We start from the raw sequence: 21,345 nt of genomic DNA on the forward strand, positions 1-21,345 counted from the left end.
CGACAACTGCTGGACAGGGCGGCTTTCGGCACCCTCCCATGTCCTCTACGGAGGCGAGTACCTCACCGAGTACGTCTACCGCCGGCCCCGAACGCCTGCGGACACGGCCCTGCTGGTCGAGGCGGCGGACAACGACCCGCTCCTCGGGTACGGCTGTGACGGCGACTCACGGTGGACACCGGAAACCGTCCGGGAGTGGTGGCGTGACCGCGGCCGGGTCCTGCAGTACCTGACCGACCACCGGAGCACATGGGACGAGGGCGATGCCTGGGCGCGCCAGGACACGGCCGCTGCCGTCCGCGAGTTCGAGCGCTACATCGCCGGTGGCCTGGCAACCGACCAGCGATCTACCTCTACTGGCTGGAGGAGCGGCGGTCCCCCACGCCCGCTGACCGGTTGCCCGAGTTGTAGCCTCGCGCGGCGAGTGCGTGGGCTCGCTGGGACCGAGCCGTGGCCTCGTCGTACGATGTGGCGGTTCTGTCGTCACGGACGTGCCGCGCGGTCACGGCCTTCTTCCTGCCGGACGGGGCCTCGGTGGGTTCTGTCAGGGGGGAACGAGCGGTGAACCACTTCCGCGTCCGAACGGACGCGCTGCCATGGCCGGCGCACGCGCTGCGGCATCCGGGCACCCGGATCGACGGCGGCGCCGGGCAGGAGTGCGGGCGCCGGAAGCCGCACCCCGTCGGCGGCGCCCCGGACTGGCACCGGTCGTATGAGTGAAGGACAGCGCCCCCCGCTCCGGCTCCGGGCCGGCGGCCCGCTGCTGCTCGGCGGCCTCGGATGGGCGTTCGGCGTCCCGGCCCTCCTCGCGGACGGCACCATCCAGGGGCTCGTGAGCCGCTGCCACGACAGCCCCGGTGCCCCGGCGCCGGTGCTGCCGCTCGCCTGGGCCGGACTGGCGCTGGGCATCGCCGCGGTGTGCTGGGGCGGTGGGCAACTCGTCGTCGCCGTCCGGCGCAAGGCGCTCCGGATCGGGGCGGGGCACGCCCTGCTCTGCGTGCTGCTGCCGGTGGCGGTGATCGGCGTGCCACTCCAGTACGCCCTGGCGCAGACCGCCGCGCACGACACCGGGGTGCAGCACAGTACCTGCTTCGGGCAGGGCCGCCTCGCGGGCGAGGCCGATCCGGCGGCCGTCCGTCAGGTGCGGTTCCGGGTCTGATCGCTGCCGGGCGGGCACCCACCCGGACGCGACTCCGAGCCCGACACCGAGCCCGACACCGAGTCCGGCCGCGAGTCCGACTCCGAGTACGGCCGCGAGTCCGGCCGCGAGCCCGACACCGACAGCGATCCCGAGAGCGATCCCGAGTTCGGCGGCGTGGCGAAGGAGGAACACGCTGCGGCTCCCTTCCGGGGTGCCCCGACGGCCCCCGTTCGTGATGCCTCGACGATGCCCCCCGTCGCCCCTCCCCCACATGTACCGAACGGCACAACCTGCCCGGCAACACCCCCTGTTCCCCCTGCCGATCGGCAGGGGGAACAGGAACCTCGAAGGGCCCGGCGCCCAGCGCGCGGGAGGCGGGGCACCGGCCGCTACGGCCGGTACACGTACGGCGTCGTCGTGCTCAGCCGGGCGAAGCCGAGGCGCTGGAGGATGGGGCGACTGTCGTCGCTGGCGTCGACCTGCAGGTAGTGGTAGCCGAGGTCGGCGGCGAGGCGCGCGCGGTACGCGACGAGGGCGCGGTAGATGCCCCGCCCGCGCCAGTCGGGGGCGGTGCCGCCGCCCCACAGGCCGGCGAATCCGGTGCCGGGGTTCAGTTCCATCCGGGCCGCGGACACCGGGCGGTCGCCGGCCAGGGCGACGACCATGCTGACGGTGTCGGTGCCGTGCCGGAGGTGGTCGAGCAGGCGCTGCCGCAGACCCGGCAGGTCCGCGCCGAAGGCCTGCGTGTGGGCCTCCACCACGAGGTCGACCCCGGCCGGGTCGGTCACGGGGTGCAGCCGCACGCCGTCGGGGACGACGACCTCGGTGGGCAGGTCGGCGATCCGGGCGATCATCAGCGCCTCGTCCGGCTCGGGCGTGAACCCGGCCGCGCGCAGCCGGTCCCCGAGGTCGGCGGGGCGGTCGTGGGAGTAGGCCTTCCACTCGAACTCCAGGCCCAGCGCGGTGAAGTGGCGCACCTGTCCGGCGATCGCCGCGTCCGCCCCGGCCTCGTCCAGGCCCGACCACACCACGCCGTTCCAGTCGTCCGGTCCGCCCACCTGCCGCACCACCGCCCCGTCGCGCTCGACGCGGACTCCGGGGCCGTCGGACTGCGCGTTGCGCCGGACACACTCGTCGAACAGGGCGAGCACCTCGTCATGATCCATCCGCTCACTCCAGCACGGCCCGGGACCGCACGCCATCGAGTTTCCGGCCGGTCGCCTCCCCGGGGCCGGCCGACGAGGACGAGGCGGACCCCACCGCGGACCGCGCGGCGGCCGGCCGGGCCGCGAGGATCACCTCGCTCGGCGCGTCCGCGCCCATGATGGTGTCCAGCAGGGCGCGGGCCGCGGCGAGTTCGCCCATCTGCCGGGTGATCCTGGCGCGTTCCCGGGCCAGGCCCTCGCGCAGTTCCGGGCAGGTCGGACCGGGGCGGCGGCGCCCCGGGGGCGGCAGTCCCGGCAGGATCTCGGCGATCACCGCGCTGTTGAGGCCGGCCGCGAGGAGGGTGCGGATGCCGTGGACGGCGTCGACGTCCCCCTCGTCGTACGCGCGGTAGCCGCTGGGTCGGCGCTCGGGGGTGAGCAGGCCCTGTTCCTCGTAGTAGCGCAGGGCGCGCGGGGTGACCCCGGTCCGCCGGGCGAGTTCTCCGATCCGCATCGCGGGCACCTCACGTGGTCGGTCGTCCGCCTTGACTCTGCCGTCGGCGTGAAGGTCTAGCGTAACCGCCGTGCCGAACCGACGATCTTCCTCAACCACCTTTTCCCGTCACGCCGTTGCCGTCCTGGGCCTGGGCCCGATGGGCCGGGCGCTGGCCGGTGCGCTACTGGCCGCCGGTCACCCGACCACCGTGTGGAACCGCTCCCCGGGGCGCGACGCCGAACTGCTCACCCTGGGCGCGCGGTCGACCGCGAGCGCCGCCGAGGCGGTGGCGGACGCCCCGCTCGTCCTGCTCTGCGTCCGTGACCGGGCGGCCGCCCGGGCCGTGCTGGACGCCGCCGGGCCTGCCCTGCGCGGCCGGACCGTGGTCAACGCCACCTCGATCGCGCCGGACGAGGCCCGGGCCGATGCCCGCTACGCCGAGGCCCGGGGCTTCCGCCTCCTCGACGCCGCGGTCCTCACCCCCACCCCGACCATCGGCGGCCCCGAGGGCACCGTCCTGCTCAGTGGCGACCCCGAGACCTTCGCCGTGCACGAGGAGACGCTCCGGGCCCTGGGCACCGTGCGTCACGTGGGCGCGGACCCGGGGCGGGCGGCGGCCTACGACGCGGCCCTGCTGGACCTGTTCTGGACCAGCGTGCACGGGTGGGTCCACGCCCTGGCGCTCGCCCGCGCCGAGGGCATCAGCGGCGCCGAACTCGCCCCGTACGCCCAAGGGTTGCCGCGCATCCTGGCCCCGCTGATCGACGACTTCGCCCGGCGCGCGGACGAGCGCCACCACCCGGGCGACCGCAGCAGCGTGGCCTCCGCCGAAGCCGGCCTGACACACGTCGCGCACACCGCCCGGGCGCGCGGCCTGGACTCCTCCGTCCTGGACGCCGCGCTCGCCCTCACCCGGCGGGCGGTCGACGCGGGGCACGGGCCCGACGGGGTGTCGGCCCTGGTCGAGTCGCTCTCCGTCCGGTCCTGTGACCGCAGCGGTGCACCGGATCGGCGGTCGTAGCGGTCGGGTGTGCGGCGACGTCCGATCCGATCGCCGGAGGCCCGGTGGAGGACTTCGTCGTCCGGACGGCCACCACCCGCCCCACCAGGCCCGGCCGGCCCTCCACCCGCTGGTCGATCCGCCGACTCGCCGCCTGCCTGCGAGGGTGCACGGCCGCGTCGTCCGCATCGGCCGTGAGGCCTTACGGTGCCTGCCCCGGGGCCGTGGCACCACCTTCCAGCGCACCGGGACCTGGCAGGAGCCGCCCGGCCCCGGGCGCGAGACCAACGCCCGCCGGCTTGACGTCCTCACCGCCCGACACGAGGAACGCGCCCGCGTCCGCAGCGAGAAGGGCATCCGCTGGGGCGGACGCCCCCTCGACACCGCGGCCTGACCAACCGCGAACCGCAGCCCCCGAGCACCGGAGGGGCAGGTCCAGGAGAAGGACCGCGGCAGCAGGACGACTCAGGAGGCGGACGGTTCGATCTCCCCCGCAAAGACGATGACCTGGTCGATGAGGCTCCGCCGCAGATGGACGACGTCCGTTCCCGCCAGGCTGGGACCTCCACCCGGCGTGGTGAAGACCCACCGGTACCGGGCCCACTCGTCAGGCATGTCCACCGCCGAGCAGCGCGTCATCGTCCCGCTCCCCGCCGGGTGGCGCCGGATGTCCAGCACGAACCGCTCGACCGCCGCGATGCCCTCACTGCGACCCAACGGCCCCCAGAAGACCACGTCCGAGGTCAGGGCCTGGGAGAGCAGGGCAGTCACATAGCTGTCGTCCGAGGCGTTGAACGCGGAGATGAACGTGTCGATCGCGGAGCGTGCAATCTCTTCCTGCATACCCCAGTGATACCAGCCGTCGCGTGCGCTCGTCCCGCGAGCCGCCTTCCGGTCACGGTGAACCGTCCCGGTCACAGCACCGGGTCGTTCCCGGATCAGCCGGCGTCCGAGGTGACGATGCCGTCCGGGCTGCCCTCGCCGACGGCCTGAGAACGGACCGTCGAGCGGGCCGGAGATCGGGTGTCCCGCCCGGTCCGGGCCCGGGCCCCTCGACGGTCGGTGCGCCGTACGACGGCGCTGCACCGCTCGCGGGCCTTCCCGTCGGGGTCAGCCGACCGCGGCGGGCCGGTCGGGGTCGAGGGCCGTGGCGGGCCCGGGGTCGAACTCGCAGATCTCCATCCCGGCGAACGACGTGCGGTCCCGGTCGAGTTGCAGCCACACCCGGGGGGCCTCGTCGTCGAGGTGGATCCAGGCGTTGTCGGCACGGGCGGCCGGAGCCGTTCGGAGGTAGGTGCAGGCCGGGGCGCACCGGCACCAGCCGTGGAAGCGCAGCTCCGCCGCGGCCCGGGCCAGGACGGGCTGTCCCCGGGCGGCGAGTTCCGCCTCAAGGAACGACACCAGCGCGGGGTGGACGGCCGCGAGCAGCGGCGGTTCGGTCCCGCTCATCCCGCCGGGCCGTCCGCACGGTCCACGCCCGCCGGGCCGTGCGCGCTGTCCGGACCGTCCGGACCGTCCTCGCCTCCCGGGGCCTGCGGCCAGTCGCCGCGCGCCGCCAGGTCCAGGACCAGGGCCGCGATGTTCCACGCGTCGTCGTCGCCCCGGTGGTGGCGGCCCTCCAACGGCAGGCCCGCCAGCGTCAGGGCCTGGGCCATTCCGGGGCGCCGGCGCAGGGTGTGGGAGGCGGTGAAGACGACCTTGGCGTTGGTGTGGCGGTGGCCGAAGGGGTACGGCGTGCCGGTCTGCCGGCACTGACGGGTGAACTGGTTGCGGTCGTAGTCGCCCCAACTGGCCCAGGGCGTCGAGCCGGTGCGGTGCCGGGCCGCCAGCGTCCGGCAGGCTTCGGCGAAGGAGAGTCCGCCGTCCACCTCAGCCTGGGTGAGCCCCGTCAGCTCGGTGCAGAAGGGGCTGACCTTCGATCGGGCCGGGCGCACCAGCAGCCGGTGCTTGGCGAGGCGTTCGCCCGCGCGCAGGTCGACGACGGTGAGCCCGATCTCGATGATCTCGCTGACCTGACCGGGCGGCGGCTGCCCGTCCCAGCACGTGGCTTCGACATCGACCACGTTCAGCAGGTGCTCGTTGACGTCCATGGGGGTGAGCGTAGGGAGGCGCCCCGCACCGGGGCACCCGGTTTTCGGTACCCGCCCCGCCGTGCGTCCGCCCCCGCGTCGGCAGCGCGGCCGCACTGCCCACCACCGCACCGCCCACCACTGCGCCGGCCGCGCCGCGGGTCACTGCGCCAGGTAGCCGCCGTCGACCGGGAGGACGGCGCCGGTGATGAAGGAGGCGTCGTCGGAGGCGAGGAAGAGGACGGCGGCGGCGACTTCGGCCGGGTTGCCGAGGCGGCCCATCGGATGGAGCTTCTCGATCGCCGCGAGGTACTCGGGGCCGCCGGGTTCGTCGCGCAGGCGGGCGACGCGTTCGGTGGTGATGGTGCCGGGGGCGACGGCGTTGACCCGGATGCCGCGGCCGGCCCATTCGACGGCGAGGTGCTTGGTGAGGCCGGAGGCGACGAACTTGGCGGGCCCGTAGACGGCTTGGCCGCGCTGGCCGGCCTCGCCGGAGATGGAGGAGAGGCAGACGACCGAGCCGCCGGGCCGTTCCTGGGCGGTCATCGCCTGGATCGCGTACTTGCAGGTCAGGAACATGCCGCGGCCGTCCACGGCCATCACGTGGTCCCAGTCCTCGGCGGTGGCCTCGGTGATCTCCATCAGGGGGAGCACCCCGGCGTTGGCGACCAGGACGTCCAGGCGGCCGTGCCGATCGACGGCGGCCTCGATCATCCGGCGGGCGTCCCCGTCATCGGCCACGTCGCCGACCACCGTACTGACGGCGCCGGGGAGTTGCCCGGCCAACCGGTCCAGCCCCGCGGCGTCGATGTCGGTGGCGACCACCGACGCGCCCTCCAGGACGAACCGCTCGGCGACGGCTCGTCCGATGCCGCTCGCCGCACCCGTCACCACGCAGGAGCGACCGGCCAGCCGACCGGTCGCGGGGCTTCCCGCCGCGTTCTCCGCCACCATGGGCGCGACTCTAGCCACCCGAACGGGCGGAATTCGGACTTCCGTCACCGTCCCGCCCTTTGGCGCGTCGGCCGGGTGACGCACCCGGGGAGACCGATCAGGGAGACCGACCGGGGAGACCGACCGGGCACGCATCACCCGGGACACGCCGCGGCAGGGGACGGACGCCGCCCACCGCGGCCGCCCGCCCGGTCCGCCCGGTGAGCGGTGCGGCCGGTGGGCGGTGCGGCAGGCGGCACGGCGGAGTGCGGAGTGCCGGGTTCCTGGTGCGGCGTGCCGGGTACGGGCGGCGCCGCCGCCGTCAGACCGTGAGGACGATCTTGCCGCGCAGGTGCCCCTGCTCACTCACCCGCTGCGCCTCGGCGGCCTCCGCCAGCGGGAACACCCGGTGCAGCGGCAGCCGCAGGGTGCCGGCCTCGTGCAGGGCGATCGCGGCCGCGTAGGCGCGCCGGTGGTGGAACTCGACGCCGTCGGCGCCGCCGGTGAAGCGGACGCCGTACTGCTCCGCGCCCACGAAGTCGGCGATGGTCAGGACCCGGTCCGCGCTGCCCGTCAGCTCGACGGACAGCGGCAGCACCCCGCCCTGCCCGGCCGCGTCCAGCGCGCGGTCCACCCCGCCCGGGGCGGCTGCCCGCACCCGCTCGGCCAGGCCCTCGCCGTACGTCACGGGGATCGCACCGAGTTCGCGCAGGTGGTCGTGGTTGGCCTCGCTCGCGGTGCCGATCACGGTGATCCCGCGGGCCCGGGCGAACTGCAGCAGCACGGTGCCGACCCCGCCCGCCGCGCCGTGCACCAGCAGGGTCTCGCCCGCCCGCACGCCGAGGACGTCGAGTGCCCGCTCGGCGGTCTCGGCGGCCACCGGGATCGCCGCCGCCTCCTCCCAGCCGAGCGAGGCCGGCTTGCGGGCCAGCATCGCGGCGGGCACCAGCGCGTGTTCGGCGTAGCCGCCGCCCATCACGGCGCCGAACACCTCGTCGCCGGGGGCGAAGCCGGTCACGCCCTCACCGAGGGCCTCCACCACGCCGGCCAGCTCGTAGCCGTTCACGGCCGGGAAGGCGACCGGGAAGAGCCCGGCCATCGCCCCGCTGCGCACCTTGTGGTCGAGCGGGTTGACGCCCACCGTGCGGACCGCGACCCGGACCTGGCCGGGCCCGGGGGCGGGCAGCTCGATGTCGATCGGGCGCAGCACGTCCGCGCCGCCGTACTCGTGGAAGGCGATCGCCTTGGTCATGGAAGGTCCTTGGGGTTCGGAGGAGTTGCTTCTTGCGACGGTTCCCATCCTGGTCCGGGCCCGATGACCGGGGACCCTGCCGTTCGGCCGGTTCGACCCGTCCGAACGGCCAGGTCGATCCGGTCGCGACCGGACTAGGCTCGGCCCCATGGATCGTGGGGACGGCGTGCGCGGGACGAGCGGCACGGGCAGCGCGGGCAGGACGACCGGCGCGGACGGTACGGGCGGTACGGACGAGGCCTGGCGGGAGTCCTGGGGCCGCCCGGAGGACGCGCTGGCGCGGGCCGTCGAGGTGCTGCGCACGCCGCGGCCCGACCTCCTGCTCCGTCTCTCCCGGATGCTCGGCACGCTCGTCCCGCACGTGGCGGTCGCCCAGCTCAGCGGCGTCTGCACGCACTCCCCCGCCCACGCCCACGGCCTGCCGGAGCTGACCGAGGGGGTCAGCAGCCTGGAGCTGTCCCGGCTGGCCGAGCGCACCACCGCGACCACCTCGGTCGGCCGCCCCTGGCAGGGCGAGGCCGAACTCGCGGGCCGCACCCGGCCGGTGGTCGTCGTCTCGGCGGCCTCGGGCGGTGCGCAGGGTGACGACGAATCGGACACCGCCGCCGCACCGGGCCACGCCGGCGGCGCCGTCCTGGTGCTCGTCCGGGCCGACACCACCCCCGTGCCGCCGGGGGCACTCGCCGTCCTGCAGCACCTGTGGGAGCTGGTCATCGCCCATTCCGACCACCGCGCCACCGACGCCGGGCCCAAGCACGCGGCGGTCTCCCGTGCCTCCGCCACCGCCCGCGCCCGGGCGATCGCCGAGTTCACCGGCACGCACAGTGCGGCGCTCAGCGCGGTCCTGGCGCCGTTGCGCTCGGCCGACCTGGACGACGCGACCGCGCGCCGCAGCGCCACCGAACTGGCCGTCACCGCCCTGCTCGACCTGCGCCGGGGCGCCGATCTGGACCGCACGCTCAGCGAGGAACCCGCCGACGCCGCCTTCGCCCGGCTCGCCCGGGAGCTGCGCCCGCTGCTGCGGCACACCCGGGTGCGGCTGGACGCGGCGCCGCCGGCCGGGACTGCCCGCTCGGTGCCGGCCGATGCCGCACGCACCGCCCGGGAGGCCGTCCGGGCGGCCGTCCTGCTGATGCTGGAGCAGGAGAAGCCGACCCGGCTGCACGTCAGCTGGCAGTTCACCCCGGAGGACGCCCTGCGGGCGGTGGTCCGCGGCGACGGCCTGGGCGTGCTGGCCGTCGACGCCCTCGCCGTCCACCGCACCGACGACCGCATCGCGGCCCTCGGCGGCCGCTGCACCGTCGAGGCCGTTCCCGGCTGGGGCACCACGGTGACGGTCGACCTGCCGCTCTCCCTCCCCGAACCGGCCCCCGGCCCCACCACCGATCCCGTGGACGGTCTCCAGCCGAGGGAGTCGGAGGTGCTCGACCAGCTCGCCCAGGGCCGCCGCAACCGCGAGATCGCCGCCGCACTGCACATCAGTGAGTCGACGGTGAAGTTCCACGTCGCCAACATCCTGGCGAAGCTGGGCGTGGCCTCGCGCGGCGAGGCGGCCGCCCTGGCCCACCGCGCCGGGCTCCCCGGCAGGAGGACGGGCCTGCACGTGGCGTCCTGAGCCCGGGCTGCCCGTACCGGGCGGGGCCGCTCCGGCCCGCTCCGCCCACAGAATGGTTCCATGACCGACCCGACCGGCCCGACCGGCCCTGCCGTCCCGAAGACCCCGACCGGCCCCGCCGTCCCGAGCACCCCGACCGGCCCGGTCCCCCCACCGGCCACCTGGCCCGCCGACACCCCCGGCCTCCTGCGGCTGCCCTCCGGCCGCCTGCTGCGCGGCCGCGGCCTGAGCCGCCCGCTGCCGCCGGGGCCGCGGCCCGACTTCGGCCTCTACCTGCTGGGCCGCCCGCCGCAGGGCCTCCCGTGGGAGCGGCGCTGGGTCCGCTGGCCCGACTTCCGGCTGCCGAGCGACCGCGCGGACGCGGCCGACGCCTTCCGCGAGGCCTGGGAGCGTTCCGCCGCCGAACGCGTCGAACTCGCCTGCGCCGGCGGGCGCGGCCGCACCGGCACCGCCCTCGCCTGCATCGCGGTGTTGGACGGCGTCCCGGCCGCCGAGGCGGTCGCGTACGTGCGCGAGCACTACAGCCGGCACGCCGTCGAGACGCCGTGGCAGCGGAAGTTCGTGGAGCGGCTAGCCTAGGCGGCATGGGTGGGGATCCAGAGGTTTCGGCGGTCAACCGGGTCACCGTGGACACGATCGCGGGCCACGTCCTCCAGGCCGGAACGATCAACCTGACCTGCGCGGACGGGCCTCCGGTCACCGCCGGTTCGGTGGTGGCCGCCTGCGCCGCGTACGCGCGCCGGGTGCGGGAGACGTACGGGCGCCTGGACCTGGAGGTGCTCACCCCGCTCTCCGATCAGGGCGAGCACCCGGTGGTCGAGCTCCGCGAGGTGTTCGTCACCCCGCAGGTCCGGGAGGACCCGCCGCCGGTGGAGCTGCCCCGCGAGCTGTACCGACGGCTGCTGGCGGACCGGGAGTTCACCGGCGAGGAACTCCCGCCCGGGCTGGGCCGGTCGGCGCTCGAACAGCTGCGTGACGACTACCTGGACCGCCCGACCGAGGACGCGTTCGCCGCCCTGACCGGGCCGCGCGGCCAACGGGTCGTCCTGCTCGGCGACCCCGGTTCGGGCAAGTCGACGCTCGCCCGCTACCTGGCCCTCACGCTCTCCCAGGACGGCGCCGGGCCGCTCGCCCCGCTGGACGGGCTGGTGCCCCTGGTGGTCGAACTGCGCCAGTACGCCGAGGGGCTGTGGCGCGAGCGCACGTTCGAGGACTTCCTCGACCACCGTCACCGCGTCGCCGGGATGTCGCTCCCCGGGCCGGAGTTGCGCCGTCTCCTCGACGAGGGGCGGGTCGTCATCGTCTTCGACGGACTGGACGAGCTCTTCGACCCGGGGGTCCGCGCCGCCGCGGCCGAGCGGATCGCCGCCTTCGCGGCCCGGTACGACCGGGTGCGCGTCGTCGTCACCTCGCGGGTCATCGGCTACCAGCGCGCGGCCCTCGGCGGCGCCGGCTTCACCCACTTCATGCTGCAGGACCTGGATCCCGGCCGGATCGCCGACTTCGCCCGCCGCTGGTACGCGATCTCCTGCCCGGCGGACCCGGAGCTCGCGGCCCGCCTGGTCGACCGCATCACCGGCGCGGTGAACGCCTCCCGCCCGATCCGCGAACTCGCCGGGAATCCACTGCTGTTGACGATCCTCGCCATCATCGGGCGGCGCCGGACGCTGCCCCGGGACCGGCGGGGCGTCTACGAGCACGCGGTGCGGGTCCTGGTCGCCCACTGGGACCGCGACACCAAGCACCTGAGCACCCCGCTGAAGTCCGGTGCCGCCGAGGCGATCGAGCTCCTCGACGACCGCGAGCGCATGGAGCTGCTGCGCCTCCTGGCCCGCCGCATGCAGGAGGGCACCGGCGGCATCGCCGGGAACCACATCCACGCGGCGGAGCTGGAGGCGGTGTTCCAGGAGTACTTCACCCAGTTCGGCCTGCCGCCGCACCAGTGCCTGGCCGCCGCCCGAGCCCTCAGGGACGAGTTGCGCGAGCGCAACTTCATCCTGGCCCGCTACGGCGGCGAGGTGTACGGCTTCGTGCACCGGGCGTTCCTGGAGCACCTGGCGGCGGAGGACGTCGTCCACCGGTACACGGTGCGACGGGAGTGGACGCCGCAGGGCCTGATCGAGGAGGTCTTCGCGCGCCGGGCGGACGATCCGGCGTGGCACGAGGTGCTGCTGCTCGTCGTCAACCAGCTGAGCGAGCCGGACGCGGCCGCGGTGATCGACCACCTGCTGGACCGGCGCGACGAGTCCTCGCTGGTCCTGGCGATCCGGTCGTTGGCCGAGGTGCGGAAGATCGGACTGCTGCGTGCGCAGAGCGACCGGGCGGTCGACGACCTCACCGGTTTCCTCGCGGAGTACACCTCCTTCGCGTTCCGGGTGGACGCGCTCCTCGCCGCGCTGTCCGCCCTCAGCGCGGTTCCCTCCTGGACCGGGCGCGACCGCTACCTCCGGTGGTTCCACCTCCGGGGCCAGTTCACCTCGTCGACCAGTGTGAAGATCACGGCGGCGGTCACCTGCCACACCGTCATCGGACGTTCCCTCGCCCTCGCCGCCTTCACCTCCCCGAACAACAAGGGTTCCGCCGTCACCGCGCTGGCCCGCCGGTGGGCCGACCACCCCGACATCGTGCCCTCACTGCTGGCCCTGGCCGCCGAACGGTCCACCACCTCGCTCCGGCACAAGGTGCTGGTCGAACTGGCCGAGGGGTGGCCCGACCACCCGGACGTCAGGCCCCTGCTGCCGGAGATCGAGGCGGCCGCGGCCCGGCCGCTGTTCTCCGGCAGCGCCCTGGAGAACCACCGGCCGGCGGACGTCCCGGTCGAGGCGTTCCGCCCGAGGGAACCGGGTGACCCCGCGGTCCTGATGGACCTCGCCGCCAACGGCCGGACGGGTTCCGTCCGGTGCGACGCCCTCCAGTCCCTCGCGGAGTCCTGGACGCGGCACCCCGGCGTCCTTCCGCTGTTCCTCGACCGGGCCGTCGGCGACGTGCAGAACAACGTGCGGGAGGCCGCGGTCCGCGAACTGGCGCGCTGGCGGACCGACGCCCCGGCCGTCCTGCCGGTGCTGCGCGATCGAGCCCTGAACGACCGCAGCCCCAGCACCCGCCGCCGCGCCCTGGAGGGGCTCGCCCGGCTGGACTCCGACGGCCCCGGGACCGTGCTGCTGCTCACCCGGACCGCGACGGGTTCGGAGAACTCCGGGCTGCGGCTGACGGCCCTGGACCTCCTGGCCCGGTACCGGGGTTCGCACCGCGAGACGCTCCCGGTCCTGCTCGACCGCGCCACCGCCGACTCCGACGCCACCGTCCGCGCCGCGGCGCTCAGCCACTACGCGGTGCTCGCCCCGGACGACGCCGAGGCCCTCGTCCTCGCCCGGGCGTCGGGCGACCCCGGCCGGAACGTCCGCGGCCAGGCGCTGACCATGCTGGCCTGGCAGTGGCCGGACCACCCCGGGACCTCCGCCGCTCTGGAGCACGCGGCCGCCTCGGACCCGGAGGCGTACGTCCGCGCCACCGCCCGGGAATGCCTCGAAGCCGTCACCCGCCTCGCCGCCTCCACCTGAGCCCACGGACAGGCATCCGCGACCACCACGGCCGCCGCCGACCTCCGGGTCGACACCCAGGCCGACCACCCTGCCGACGCCTGAGCCGAACCCCGAACCCCGACCGCCGAACCCGGCCCCGGCCGGGCCTCAGGTCCTGCGGAGTCGGCCGGGCCTCAGGTCTTGCGGAGTTCCGGCGCCGGCGCACCGATGAGCAGCCGGCGCACCGCGTCCCAGGCGGACCGCAGCGCGGCCGCACAGGCGCGGGTGTCGGAGCCGAGCAGGCGCAGCCAGGCGCCGCTGTCCCGGGGGAGCACGCTGACGCCGTACAGCAGGCCGCAGTCGGCCAGGGCCTCGTGCAGGGCGTCCGCGACCCGTCCGGGCGGGGCGAGCGGGCTCAGGACGTAGAGGCTGGACATCACGTCGTGCCCGGCGAGGACGGCCGGACCGGTCACGCCGCTGCCTGCGCCGGCGACTCCACTGCCGCCGGCGCGCCCTCGCGACGGCTCCAGCCGCACCGCGTCCAGGGCCACCGGGCTGCCGTCCGGGCGGCGCACGTCGAGGTCCGAGGCGAACACCCGGTAGGCGTTGCGCTCGCCCCGGGCGAGGCGGCCGGCCAGGACGGTCTCGCTCGCCAGCACGGTGGCGTCCGGGTCGACGGTCAGCACGGTGCGCTGGTAGAGGCGGGAGTCGACGAAGGGGATCACCGGCTCGGGCAGGTACTCGACGTAGGCGCCGGGGCCTGCCGTCAGGTGGACGAGTTGCGTCGCGTAGTCGTGCTCCATCCGGTAGACCTTGGTGGCCGCCTGGGTGGTGAGGTGGACGGCCGTGCCGGCGCCGCAGCGCACGTCCGTCCGCAGCCGGTCGGCCTGCAGGATGCCGCCGCCGGTGGACAGCAGGAAGGTGACGGCGAGGTCGGGGCGGGCCGGGTCGTAGTACAGCGGGCGCATGATCTGCAGCGGCGACTTCTGGTAGTGGCCGGTGAGTTCGGTGCGTCCGCCGATCCGCTCGAAGGCGAGTTCCAGCAGTCCGACCTTGCCGGGGCGCCCGACCGCGAGGGTGTCGGGCGTCCCGGCGTGGCGGCGGACCTCGTGCGGGACGCGGGCCGGCTCGTAGTGCCGGGGGTCGAGCCGGGGCACCGCCGGTGGTACGGGGTCCTCCTCGGCCGCGGTCACGGTCACGGTCACGCGGGCACCTTCCGGAAGGTCTCCAGGAACGCCGCGATCTCCTCCAGCCCCTCCCCCGTCAGGCAGTTGGTGAGGGCGACCGGGCCGCCCTCGCGCACCCGGCGGGCGTCGGACTCCATGATGCCGAGGTCGGTGCGGACGTACTGGGCGATGTCGATCTTGTTGATGACCAGCAGCTCCGACTCGGTGATGCCCGGGCCGCGCTTGCGGGGCATCTTCTCGCCCTCGGCGGTGTCGAGGACGAAGAGGAACAGGTCGACCAGCACGGGGCTGAAGGTCAGTGTGAGGTTGTCGCCGCCGGACTCGAACAGCAGGGTGTCGACGTCCGGGAAGCGTTCCAGGAGTTCGGCCCCGGCCGCGAGGTTCATCGTCGGGTCGTCCCGGACGGCGGTGTGCGGGCAGGCACCGGTCTCCACGCCGACGACCCGCTCCGGGTCCAGTACTCCGGCCAGGGCGCGGCGCACGTGCTGGGCGTCCTCCTGGGTGTAGATGTCGTTGGTGATGACCGCGGGGCGGTGGCCGCGCGCGATCAGTACCGGGACGAGCGCCTCGATCAGCGCCGTCTTGCCGGAGCCCACCGGTCCGCCGATGCCCACGCGGAGCACGTTCTCGGTCAACTCTCCTCCTCTGGTGCGAAATTGCCGGCTCGAAGGTGCTCTGTGAGGCACGGAGCCGCGGGTTCAGGTCGCGAACAGCCGGGCCTCGGCCCGTTCGTGCCGTCCGGACATCGCGTCGGCGACGGGCACGCAGCCGCCGAGGTCGGCCGATTCCCTTTCCAGCGCGGCCGCCACGACCTCCCGGATGACCGGCGCGGCAGCCCGTAGCACCACCTGCGCCCGGCGGTGGTCGGTCAGCCGCAGGCGCAGCGCCGCGCCGACGAAGCTGGTGCAGAACGCGAACAGGTCGCCGGTGACGGCCTGTTCGACGGGGACGCGGGCCGCGGCGTAGGCCACCCCGGCGGCCACCGCCTGGCAGCCGGGGGCGCGCTTGTCCGCGACCAGTGCCGCGTACCGCTCCAGCGGTTCTCCGCCGACCGACTCCCGGGCGATGTCCAGGAGTTGGCGTCCGGTCCGGGTGGCGGCCAGGCGTAGCTCACGGTTGAGCTTGGTGGCGTGCAGCCGCTGGTCGGTCTCGGCGAGCAGGTCCCAGTCGCCCGCCGAGGCGGCGCGGTGGGCCAGCGCGAGCGCGGTGGCGTCCGACGGTCCGACGCCGTACCGCAGCAGGTCGGCGAGCAGGTCGGGGAGGGTGTCGGGGGTGACGGCCCTGGCCTGGGCGTAGCCCTCCAGGCCGTGCGACAGGGTGTAGAAGCCGCTGGGGAAGGCGGAGTCGGTGAGTTGGAGGCAGACCAGCAGGGCGTCCAGCCGGTCCTCGGCGGCGCTGCCCGCGCCCGGGGCGGCAGGGGCGGACCCGCCGACACGGACGGGTCCGTCCGCCCGGGAGGCCGCGCTCGCGCGAGGCGTGCCGTCCGCCGGGGAGGCCGCGCTCACGCGAGGTAGAACAGGTGGTTGAGCGGCAGTTCGCGGGCCGGCTCGATGGTCGCGGGCTCGCCGTCCAGGGTGACCTTGTACGTCTCCGGGTCGACCGCGATCTTCGGCAGCGCGTCGTTGCGCACCATGTGCTGCTTGCCGACCGACCGGCACCGCCGCACCGGGAGGACCCGGCTGTCCAGCCCGAGCCGCTCCGGGACGCCGAGGTCGACCGCGGCCTGTGACATGAAGGAGACCCGGGTGGCCTGCCTGGCCCGTCCGTACGCGCCGAACATCGGCCGGTAGTAGACCGGTTGGGGCGTGGGCAGCGAGGCGTTCGGGTCGCCCATCAGCGCCCAGTTGATCACCCCGCCCTTGATCACCATCTTGGGCTTGGCGGCGAAGGAGTTGATCGGCCAGAGCACGATGTCGGCGAGCTTGCCGGGCTCCAGCGAGCCGATGTGGTCCGCGGTGCCGGAGGCGACGGCCGGGTTGATGGTGAGCTTCGCGAGGTAGCGCAGCACCCGGACGTTGTCGTGGCGTTCGCTGTCGCCGGCCAGTTTGCCGCGCTGGTCCTTGCAGTGGTGGGCGGTCTGGAAGGCGCGGGTGAAGGTCTCGCCGATCCGGCCCATCGCCTGCGAGTCGGAGGAGAAGATCGAGATGACGCCCTCGTCGTGCAGGACGGTCTCGGCGGCGATGGTCTCGGCGCGGACCCGGGAGTCGGCGAAGGAAACGTCCTCGGGGATGTCGTGGCTGAGGTGGTGGCAGACCATCACCATGTCGAGCAGTTCGTCGACCGAGTTGACGGTGTAGGGCAGTGTCGGGTTGGTGGAGGACGGCAGGACGTTGGGCTCGCCGGCGATCCGCATGATGTCGGGGGCGTGGCCGCCGCCCGCGCCCTCGGTGTGGAAGGTGTGGATGGTGCGGCCGTCGATCGCGGACAGGGTGTCCTCGAAGTAACCGGACTCGTTGAGGGTGTCCGTGTGGATGGCCACCTGGACGTCGTACTCGTCGGCGACGCCCAGCGCGCTGTCGATCGCGGCCGGGGTGCTGCCCCAGTCCTCGTGCACCTTGAGGCCGCACACGCCCGCCTCGACCTGCTCGCGCAGCGCGCCGGGCAGCGAGCCGTTGCCCTTGCCGAGCAGCCCGACGTTGACCGGGAGGTCCTCGACGGCCTGGTACATCCGGCCGATGTTCCACGGGCCGGGGGTGCAGGTGGTGCCGTTGGTGCCGTCGGACGGGCCGGTGCCGCCGCCGATGAGGGTGGTGATGCCGTTGCTGAGCGCCTCCTGCACCTGCTGCGGGGCGATGAAGTGGATGTGGGTGTCGATGCCGCCGGCGGTGGCGATCAGGTGCTCGCCGGAGATCACCTCGGTGCCGGGGCCGATCACCAGCCGCGGGTGCACGCCGCTCTGGGTGTGCGGGTTGCCGGCCTTGCCGACGGCGGTGATGAATCCGTCCTTGACGCCGATGTCGCCCTTGACGACGCCGAGCACCGGGTCCAGCACGACCACGTTGGTGATGACCAGGTCGAGCGCGCCCTGGGCGGAGGTCGCGGCCGGGTCCTGCGCCATGCCGTCGCGGATGCCCTTGCCGCCGCCGTAGACGGCCTCGTCGCCGTAGTGGCCCTGGTTGAAGTCCCGTTCGACCTCGACCACCAGGTTGGTGTCGGCGAGGTGGAAGCGGTCGCCGACGGTGGGGCCGAACAGGTCGGTGTACTGCTTGCGGGAGAGGATGGCCATCAGCGGACGCCTTCCTGGTGGATCTCGGTGGGGAAGTCCCGGGGCCGGTCTTCCTTGAGGTCGAGGTTGGTGCCCTTGAAGCCGAGGGCGATCGCCCGGTCGATGGCCCGGGCCCGGGTGGCGGGCGCGGTGGTGCCGCCGTCGACCAGGTTGCTGAAGCCGACCAGGCGGCGGTGGCCGCCGAACTCGGCGAGCGTGACGTCCTTGGTGTCGCCCGGCTCGAAGCGGACGGCGGTGCCGGCCGGGATGTCCAGGTGCTTGCCGAAGGCGGCGTTGCGGTCGAAGTCGAGGGCGCGGTTGGCCTCGAAGAAGTGGTAGTGGGAACCGATCTGGATCGCCCGGTCGCCGGTGTTGCTGACCGTGACGGTGACCTTGGCGCGGCCGGCGTTGATCTCCACCGGGTCGTCGCCGTACAGGTACGCGGCGCCACCAGACATGGCTGGCCTTCCTCTCTGCCGGTTCAGCGGGGGGTGGGTGCGGGTGCGTGGGGGTGGTGCTGGTGGGCTTGGTGGGGGTGCGGGTGGCCGTGGTGGTGTGCCTCGCCCGGCCCGTGGATGTGGCCGTGGGCGTGGGTGTGGGCGTGGGCGTAGCCGTGCCCGTGCTCCGCGTCGAGGCCGGCCGCGATGCCGTCCTCCCCGTGCCCGAGCAGGTGCAGCGCCGCCGCCGTCCGGGCGGCGACCACGCCGGCGAGCGCGGCCGGCCGCAGCAGCGGACCGCCGTCGCGGACCCCGGACGGTGCCGGGTGCGGGGCCGGGCCGAAGGAGGCCGGAACGGCCGTCACCTCGCGGGCTCCGAGCAGGCGGCAGCGTTCGGCTCCCTCGACCGGGTCGGGGTCGCCGCCCTCGAAGGCGACTTCCACCCAGCGGTGCCGCCCGTACTGGCGGACCAGCCGGGCGATCCGGAACAGCTCGGCGTCCTCGAAGGGGCCGGCCGCCGGGGCGGTGACCAGCAGCGCGCCGTCGGGGGCGGGGCCGGCCGCGGCGCGCAGCCAGCCGACCAGGTGCTCGGCGGCGGCGAAGGGCGCGGTCAGGGCGAGCCGGCCGCGGCCCTCCCCGGCGGCGAGCCAGCGCAGGGCCCGGGCGGCGTCGGCCACCAGCCGGGGGTCGCGGCCGAGCGTCATCGGCACGACGCACACCGGACCTTCGCCGTCGGCCAGCGCCGACCGCACCGCCTCGGTGAGGGGGCGTCCGGCGGGGGCGGCGGCGTGCACGGCGGGGTCGGCCGCCACCAGCGCGGCCAGGTCCCGTCCGCCGCGGCTCTCGTGGCCGCCGGCCAGCACCACGGTGGCGGGCTGCGGTCGTGCCATGGTTCAGGCACCCACCGGGTCGTGGCAGGAGACGAGTTTGGTGCCGTCCAGGAACGCGGCCTCGACCTGGAGCAGCGGCAGCATCTCGCGCACGCCGGGCATGACGTCCGCGTTGCCGACGACGTGTTTGCCGATCTCCATGCACTCGGCGACGGTGCGGCCGTCCCGGGCGCCTTCCATGATGGCCTCGCTGATCAGTGCGCAGGCCTCGCTGTAGTTCAGTTTGACGCCTCGGTCGCGGCGTTTGCGGGCCAGGTCGGCCACGACGTAGATGTACAGCTTGTCCATCTCACGCGGCGAGAGATTCACGGGAATCACTCTTCCTTTCCGAGGATCCGATGAAATGCAGGGGAGTTGGACGGAGAATCAGACCCGGCGCAGACGGGGAACGGCCGGCACGGCCGCCAGGAACAGCATCGTGGTCAGCACGAACGGCCAGGTGAAGGCGTGGCCGCCGAAGGGCGCGCAGATCGCGGCGAGCGCCGGGGTCAGGACCGTCGCCACGGCCGCGCCCAGCAGGGCGTAGGCCGCGCTCCAGCCGCTGGGGGCGACGAACACGCCGCACAGCGCGAGCGCCACCAGGACGCCGCTGTAGCCGAGCAGCCCCTGCCCGACGGCGTCGGCGGGCGCGCCCAGCCCCCAGGCGGTGAGCAGTCCGGTAGCGCTGCCCGCGCAGGCCATCAGGCCCGCCAGGCTGCTCGCGGCGAACAGGCCGGCCAGGAAGAGCAGGCCGACGTACCACTGGGGCATGAAGAAGACCTGGCCGATGTTCGCGAAGAACCCGCGCCAGAGTTCGCTCCAGCCCGGTCCGCTCTCCCCGCCCGCCGCCACGGGCAGGGCACCGGACGTCCCGGAGCCGTGCCACAGCCGCCGGAATCCGGGGGCGGCGGCCGTGACGGCCGTCGCGACCAGGCAGAACGGCGCGGTCAGCGCCGGGATCCGCCACGTCGACAGGACCGCCCCGAGCCCCGCCGTGGCCACCACGGCGGCGGCCGATCCGAGCACCGCCAGCACGACCGTGGCCGGCTGCCCGGCCCCGAAAAGGACCGCGCAACCCAGCGCCACCAGGCACCCGTTGTACCCGTGCAGCCCCGCCCCGACCGCACTCCGGTCGAGCCCCAGCGCGTACGCGACGGCGGTGGAGACGGCGCTGCCGAGCAGACCGTAGAGCCCGTACGGCGGGCCGGCCGCGAACAGTGCGGCAACGAAGAGGAGTCCGCAGACGACGGACGGCATGAAGTCGACCTGTGCGACACCGCGCAGGACTTCCGCGACCACCCTGACGGACGCCATCCCGACGGATTCCGTCCCAACGGATGCCGTCCCGACGGATGCCGTCCCGCCGGATGCCGGACGAGCCGCCCCGACCGCGCCCTCCCCACCCTTGCCCTGACCCATGCTTCGCACCAATTCCCGGTACGGCCGGTGGATTCGGAAGCAACCCCCGGCGATTCCTCCGGAACCGTACTCCGACGGATTGCGAACCAGAATGCGCACGGGGAGCTACGTCAAGTCGACGAAGCGTGACGATCAGGGCGCTGAGCTGCAACAATTTGTTGAAATGACGGCCGGTGAGGTCGCTGAAGAGGGAAATTCTTTGCGAAGTTTTACTCGGTGATTCCCAAGTGCCGGACCAGGAACCGCTCCGAGGCCGCCACCTGGAACTCCGGCACCTCCAGGTGCCCGCCCGGATTGGCGTGCAGCGTCTTCTCCCGCGAGCCGAACGCGTCGAACAGCGCCAGCGCCGTCCCGCGCGGGACCAGCTCGTCGTCCCACTGCAGGACGAACTCCGTCGGCACACCCACCCGGCCCGCCGCCTCCACCTGAGCGGCGGCCCCCGTCAGTCCGAACACCGCGGCGGCGATCCGCGGTTCGGCCGCCGCGAGCGGGATGCCGACCACGCTCCCCAGCGACAACCCCCAGAACCCGACCGGCCCGAAGCCCTCCCCCGCCCCGCCGAGCGCGTCCAGCACCGCTACCCACTCCGGCACCGCCCGATCCGCGAGGGCCGCCGTGTGCCGCGCCACCCAGGCGCTGATCGGCCGCCGCGCGGCCAGCAACTCCCCGATCTCCGTGACGAACCGCTCGTCCTGCGCACTGCGCGGCCGCTCCCCGTGCCCCGGGGCGTCCAGCGCCACCGCCGCGAAGCCGTACCGCGCGGCGCACCGCCGGGCCCGCTCCGCCATGCCCAGCTTGTCGCCGCCACCACCGTGCCCGAGCAGCACCAGCGGCCGGCCGCCGAGCGGCGGCCCCTCCGGCTGCCACAGCACACCGGGCACGCCGTCGACCGTGAAACCGCGCTGCGAGACGCCGTCCGAGCTGATCTCCGAGATGAAGTGCACCCGGCCATGATGGCGCCCGACACACGTTCGAGTCCCGGGTTTCGCCGCCGTGGCCGATAGTCGCCGGGCCCGCACCCCTCCGCGCGCGCCCGCGACCCCTCGACCCCGTTCC

Annotated in this window: 21 protein-coding genes and 1 pseudogene; 6 read left to right on the forward strand and 16 right to left on the reverse strand. The window is 74.5% G+C overall.

Going from position 1 to position 21,345, the window contains the following annotated elements:
* Window positions 1-712 precede the first annotated feature (712 nt).
* Complete coding sequence (locus ACFV04_RS07350) at window positions 713-1,159, forward strand: hypothetical protein (protein WP_380336556.1); 447 nt, start codon at window positions 713-715, stop codon at window positions 1,157-1,159.
* A gap of 371 nt (window positions 1,160-1,530) precedes the next feature.
* On the opposite strand, the gene ACFV04_RS07355 is transcribed toward ACFV04_RS07350, so the two are convergent.
* Entirely contained in the window at window positions 1,531-2,307 is a 777-nt protein-coding gene (locus tag ACFV04_RS07355; protein WP_380527411.1) for a GNAT family N-acetyltransferase, read from the reverse strand.
* Window positions 2,308-2,311: 4 nt separating this feature from the next.
* Window positions 2,312-2,800, reverse strand: a complete 489-nt coding sequence (locus tag ACFV04_RS07360; protein WP_380527412.1) for a MerR family transcriptional regulator — start codon at window positions 2,798-2,800, stop codon at window positions 2,312-2,314.
* 70 nt (window positions 2,801-2,870) lie between these two features.
* Between ACFV04_RS07360 and ACFV04_RS07365 the strand changes: the two genes are divergently transcribed.
* Window positions 2,871-3,803 (forward strand): NAD(P)-dependent oxidoreductase, encoded by a 933-nt coding sequence (locus tag ACFV04_RS07365; RefSeq protein WP_380527414.1) that lies wholly within the window; start codon window positions 2,871-2,873, stop codon window positions 3,801-3,803.
* 44 nt (window positions 3,804-3,847) lie between these two features.
* A pseudogene (locus ACFV04_RS07370) lies at window positions 3,848-4,069 on the forward strand (IS630 family transposase); the annotation flags it as partial.
* 178 nt (window positions 4,070-4,247) lie between these two features.
* Here the strand turns inward: ACFV04_RS07370 and ACFV04_RS07375 are convergent.
* The 5 genes from ACFV04_RS07375 to ACFV04_RS07395 form a co-directional block, all read right to left on the reverse strand.
* Window positions 4,248-4,625, reverse strand: a complete 378-nt coding sequence (locus ACFV04_RS07375) for a nuclear transport factor 2 family protein (protein ID WP_380336546.1) — start codon at window positions 4,623-4,625, stop codon at window positions 4,248-4,250.
* 267 nt (window positions 4,626-4,892) lie between these two features.
* A complete protein-coding gene (locus tag ACFV04_RS07380; RefSeq protein ID WP_380336543.1) occupies window positions 4,893-5,231 on the reverse strand; it encodes a hypothetical protein in 339 nt (112 codons plus the stop codon).
* Complete coding sequence (locus tag ACFV04_RS07385) at window positions 5,228-5,872, reverse strand: exonuclease domain-containing protein (RefSeq protein ID WP_380527416.1); 645 nt, start codon at window positions 5,870-5,872, stop codon at window positions 5,228-5,230. The genes ACFV04_RS07380 and ACFV04_RS07385 overlap by 4 nt, the downstream gene beginning before the upstream one ends.
* A 141-nt stretch (window positions 5,873-6,013) precedes the next feature.
* On the reverse strand, window positions 6,014-6,805 hold the full coding sequence (locus ACFV04_RS07390) for an SDR family NAD(P)-dependent oxidoreductase (RefSeq protein ID WP_380336538.1): 792 nt from the start codon (window positions 6,803-6,805) through the stop codon (window positions 6,014-6,016).
* A 301-nt stretch (window positions 6,806-7,106) separates the two neighbouring features.
* Window positions 7,107-8,036 carry an NADP-dependent oxidoreductase gene (locus tag ACFV04_RS07395; protein ID WP_380336535.1) on the reverse strand — a complete coding sequence of 310 codons (930 nt, stop codon included), beginning with the start codon at window positions 8,034-8,036 and terminating at the stop codon, window positions 7,107-7,109.
* 148 nt (window positions 8,037-8,184) lie between these two features.
* On the opposite strand from ACFV04_RS07395, the gene ACFV04_RS07400 reads away from it, so the two are divergent.
* Genes ACFV04_RS07400 through ACFV04_RS07410 form a run of 3 tightly spaced genes read left to right on the forward strand, consistent with a single transcriptional unit; the run spans window position 8,185 to window position 13,211 of the window.
* Window positions 8,185-9,651, forward strand: coding sequence for a LuxR C-terminal-related transcriptional regulator (locus ACFV04_RS07400; RefSeq protein WP_380527419.1), 1,467 nt, complete (start codon window positions 8,185-8,187; stop codon window positions 9,649-9,651).
* Window positions 9,652-9,711: 60 nt separating this feature from the next.
* Window positions 9,712-10,230: a protein phosphatase gene (locus ACFV04_RS07405; protein WP_380336532.1), complete on the forward strand. Its 519-nt coding sequence runs from the start codon at window positions 9,712-9,714 to the stop codon at window positions 10,228-10,230.
* A 5-nt stretch (window positions 10,231-10,235) separates the two neighbouring features.
* Complete coding sequence (locus ACFV04_RS07410; RefSeq protein WP_380527421.1) at window positions 10,236-13,211, forward strand: NACHT domain-containing protein; 2,976 nt, start codon at window positions 10,236-10,238, stop codon at window positions 13,209-13,211.
* A 155-nt stretch (window positions 13,212-13,366) separates the two neighbouring features.
* Here the strand turns inward: ACFV04_RS07410 and ACFV04_RS07415 are convergent, their stop codons facing one another.
* From ACFV04_RS07415 to ACFV04_RS07455, 9 genes are all read right to left on the reverse strand, one after another.
* Window positions 13,367-14,377 carry an urease accessory protein UreD gene (locus ACFV04_RS07415; RefSeq protein WP_380527423.1) on the reverse strand — a complete coding sequence of 337 codons (1,011 nt, stop codon included), beginning with the start codon at window positions 14,375-14,377 and terminating at the stop codon, window positions 13,367-13,369.
* On the reverse strand, window positions 14,374-15,045 hold the full coding sequence (ureG, locus tag ACFV04_RS07420) for an urease accessory protein UreG (RefSeq protein ID WP_380527424.1): 672 nt from the start codon (window positions 15,043-15,045) through the stop codon (window positions 14,374-14,376). The genes ACFV04_RS07415 and ureG overlap by 4 nt, the downstream gene beginning before the upstream one ends.
* A gap of 12 nt (window positions 15,046-15,057) precedes the next feature.
* Entirely contained in the window at window positions 15,058-15,738 is a 681-nt protein-coding gene (locus ACFV04_RS07425; protein ID WP_380527487.1) for an urease accessory protein UreF, read from the reverse strand.
* Between the two features lie 122 nt (window positions 15,739-15,860).
* Complete coding sequence (gene ureC, locus ACFV04_RS07430) at window positions 15,861-17,585, reverse strand: urease subunit alpha (RefSeq protein ID WP_380527425.1); 1,725 nt, start codon at window positions 17,583-17,585, stop codon at window positions 15,861-15,863.
* Window positions 17,585-18,022 (reverse strand): urease subunit beta, encoded by a 438-nt coding sequence (locus ACFV04_RS07435; protein ID WP_380336523.1) that lies wholly within the window; start codon window positions 18,020-18,022, stop codon window positions 17,585-17,587. The genes ureC and ACFV04_RS07435 overlap by 1 nt, the downstream gene beginning before the upstream one ends.
* A gap of 23 nt (window positions 18,023-18,045) precedes the next feature.
* On the reverse strand, window positions 18,046-18,891 hold the full coding sequence (locus ACFV04_RS07440; RefSeq protein WP_380527428.1) for a cobalamin biosynthesis protein CbiX: 846 nt from the start codon (window positions 18,889-18,891) through the stop codon (window positions 18,046-18,048).
* Window positions 18,892-18,894: 3 nt separating this feature from the next.
* Entirely contained in the window at window positions 18,895-19,200 is a 306-nt protein-coding gene (locus tag ACFV04_RS07445; protein ID WP_360251049.1) for an urease subunit gamma, read from the reverse strand.
* 57 nt (window positions 19,201-19,257) lie between these two features.
* A complete protein-coding gene (locus ACFV04_RS07450) occupies window positions 19,258-20,184 on the reverse strand; it encodes an urea transporter (RefSeq protein ID WP_380527431.1) in 927 nt (308 codons plus the stop codon).
* A gap of 314 nt (window positions 20,185-20,498) precedes the next feature.
* On the reverse strand, window positions 20,499-21,233 hold the full coding sequence (locus tag ACFV04_RS07455; protein ID WP_380527434.1) for an alpha/beta hydrolase: 735 nt from the start codon (window positions 21,231-21,233) through the stop codon (window positions 20,499-20,501).
* Window positions 21,234-21,345 lie beyond the last annotated feature (112 nt).

Source organism: Kitasatospora sp. NPDC059599 (genome assembly GCF_042735125.1).
Taxonomy (GTDB): Bacteria; Actinomycetota; Actinomycetes; order Streptomycetales; family Streptomycetaceae; genus Kitasatospora.

Coding starts and splice junctions, on each gene's coding strand:
- ACFV04_RS07350 (WP_380336556.1), top strand. CDS start 713: ATGAGTGAAGGACAGCGCCCCCCGCTCCGGCTCCGGGCCGGCGGCCCG.
- ACFV04_RS07355 (WP_380527411.1), bottom strand. CDS start 2,307: ATGGATCATGACGAGGTGCTCGCCCTGTTCGACGAGTGTGTCCGGCGC.
- ACFV04_RS07360 (WP_380527412.1), bottom strand. CDS start 2,800: ATGCGGATCGGAGAACTCGCCCGGCGGACCGGGGTCACCCCGCGCGCC.
- ACFV04_RS07375 (WP_380336546.1), bottom strand. CDS start 4,625: ATGCAGGAAGAGATTGCACGCTCCGCGATCGACACGTTCATCTCCGCG.
- ACFV04_RS07380 (WP_380336543.1), bottom strand. CDS start 5,231: ATGAGCGGGACCGAACCGCCGCTGCTCGCGGCCGTCCACCCCGCGCTG.
- ACFV04_RS07385 (WP_380527416.1), bottom strand. CDS start 5,872: ATGGACGTCAACGAGCACCTGCTGAACGTGGTCGATGTCGAAGCCACG.
- ACFV04_RS07390 (WP_380336538.1), bottom strand. CDS start 6,805: ATGGTGGCGGAGAACGCGGCGGGAAGCCCCGCGACCGGTCGGCTGGCC.
- ACFV04_RS07395 (WP_380336535.1), bottom strand. CDS start 8,036: ATGACCAAGGCGATCGCCTTCCACGAGTACGGCGGCGCGGACGTGCTG.
- ACFV04_RS07400 (WP_380527419.1), top strand. CDS start 8,185: ATGGATCGTGGGGACGGCGTGCGCGGGACGAGCGGCACGGGCAGCGCG.
- ACFV04_RS07405 (WP_380336532.1), top strand. CDS start 9,712: ATGACCGACCCGACCGGCCCGACCGGCCCTGCCGTCCCGAAGACCCCG.
- ACFV04_RS07410 (WP_380527421.1), top strand. CDS start 10,236: ATGGGTGGGGATCCAGAGGTTTCGGCGGTCAACCGGGTCACCGTGGAC.
- ureC (WP_380527425.1), bottom strand. CDS start 17,585: ATGGCCATCCTCTCCCGCAAGCAGTACACCGACCTGTTCGGCCCCACC.
- ACFV04_RS07435 (WP_380336523.1), bottom strand. CDS start 18,022: ATGTCTGGTGGCGCCGCGTACCTGTACGGCGACGACCCGGTGGAGATC.
- ACFV04_RS07440 (WP_380527428.1), bottom strand. CDS start 18,891: ATGGCACGACCGCAGCCCGCCACCGTGGTGCTGGCCGGCGGCCACGAG.
- ACFV04_RS07450 (WP_380527431.1), bottom strand. CDS start 20,184: ATGGCGTCCGTCAGGGTGGTCGCGGAAGTCCTGCGCGGTGTCGCACAG.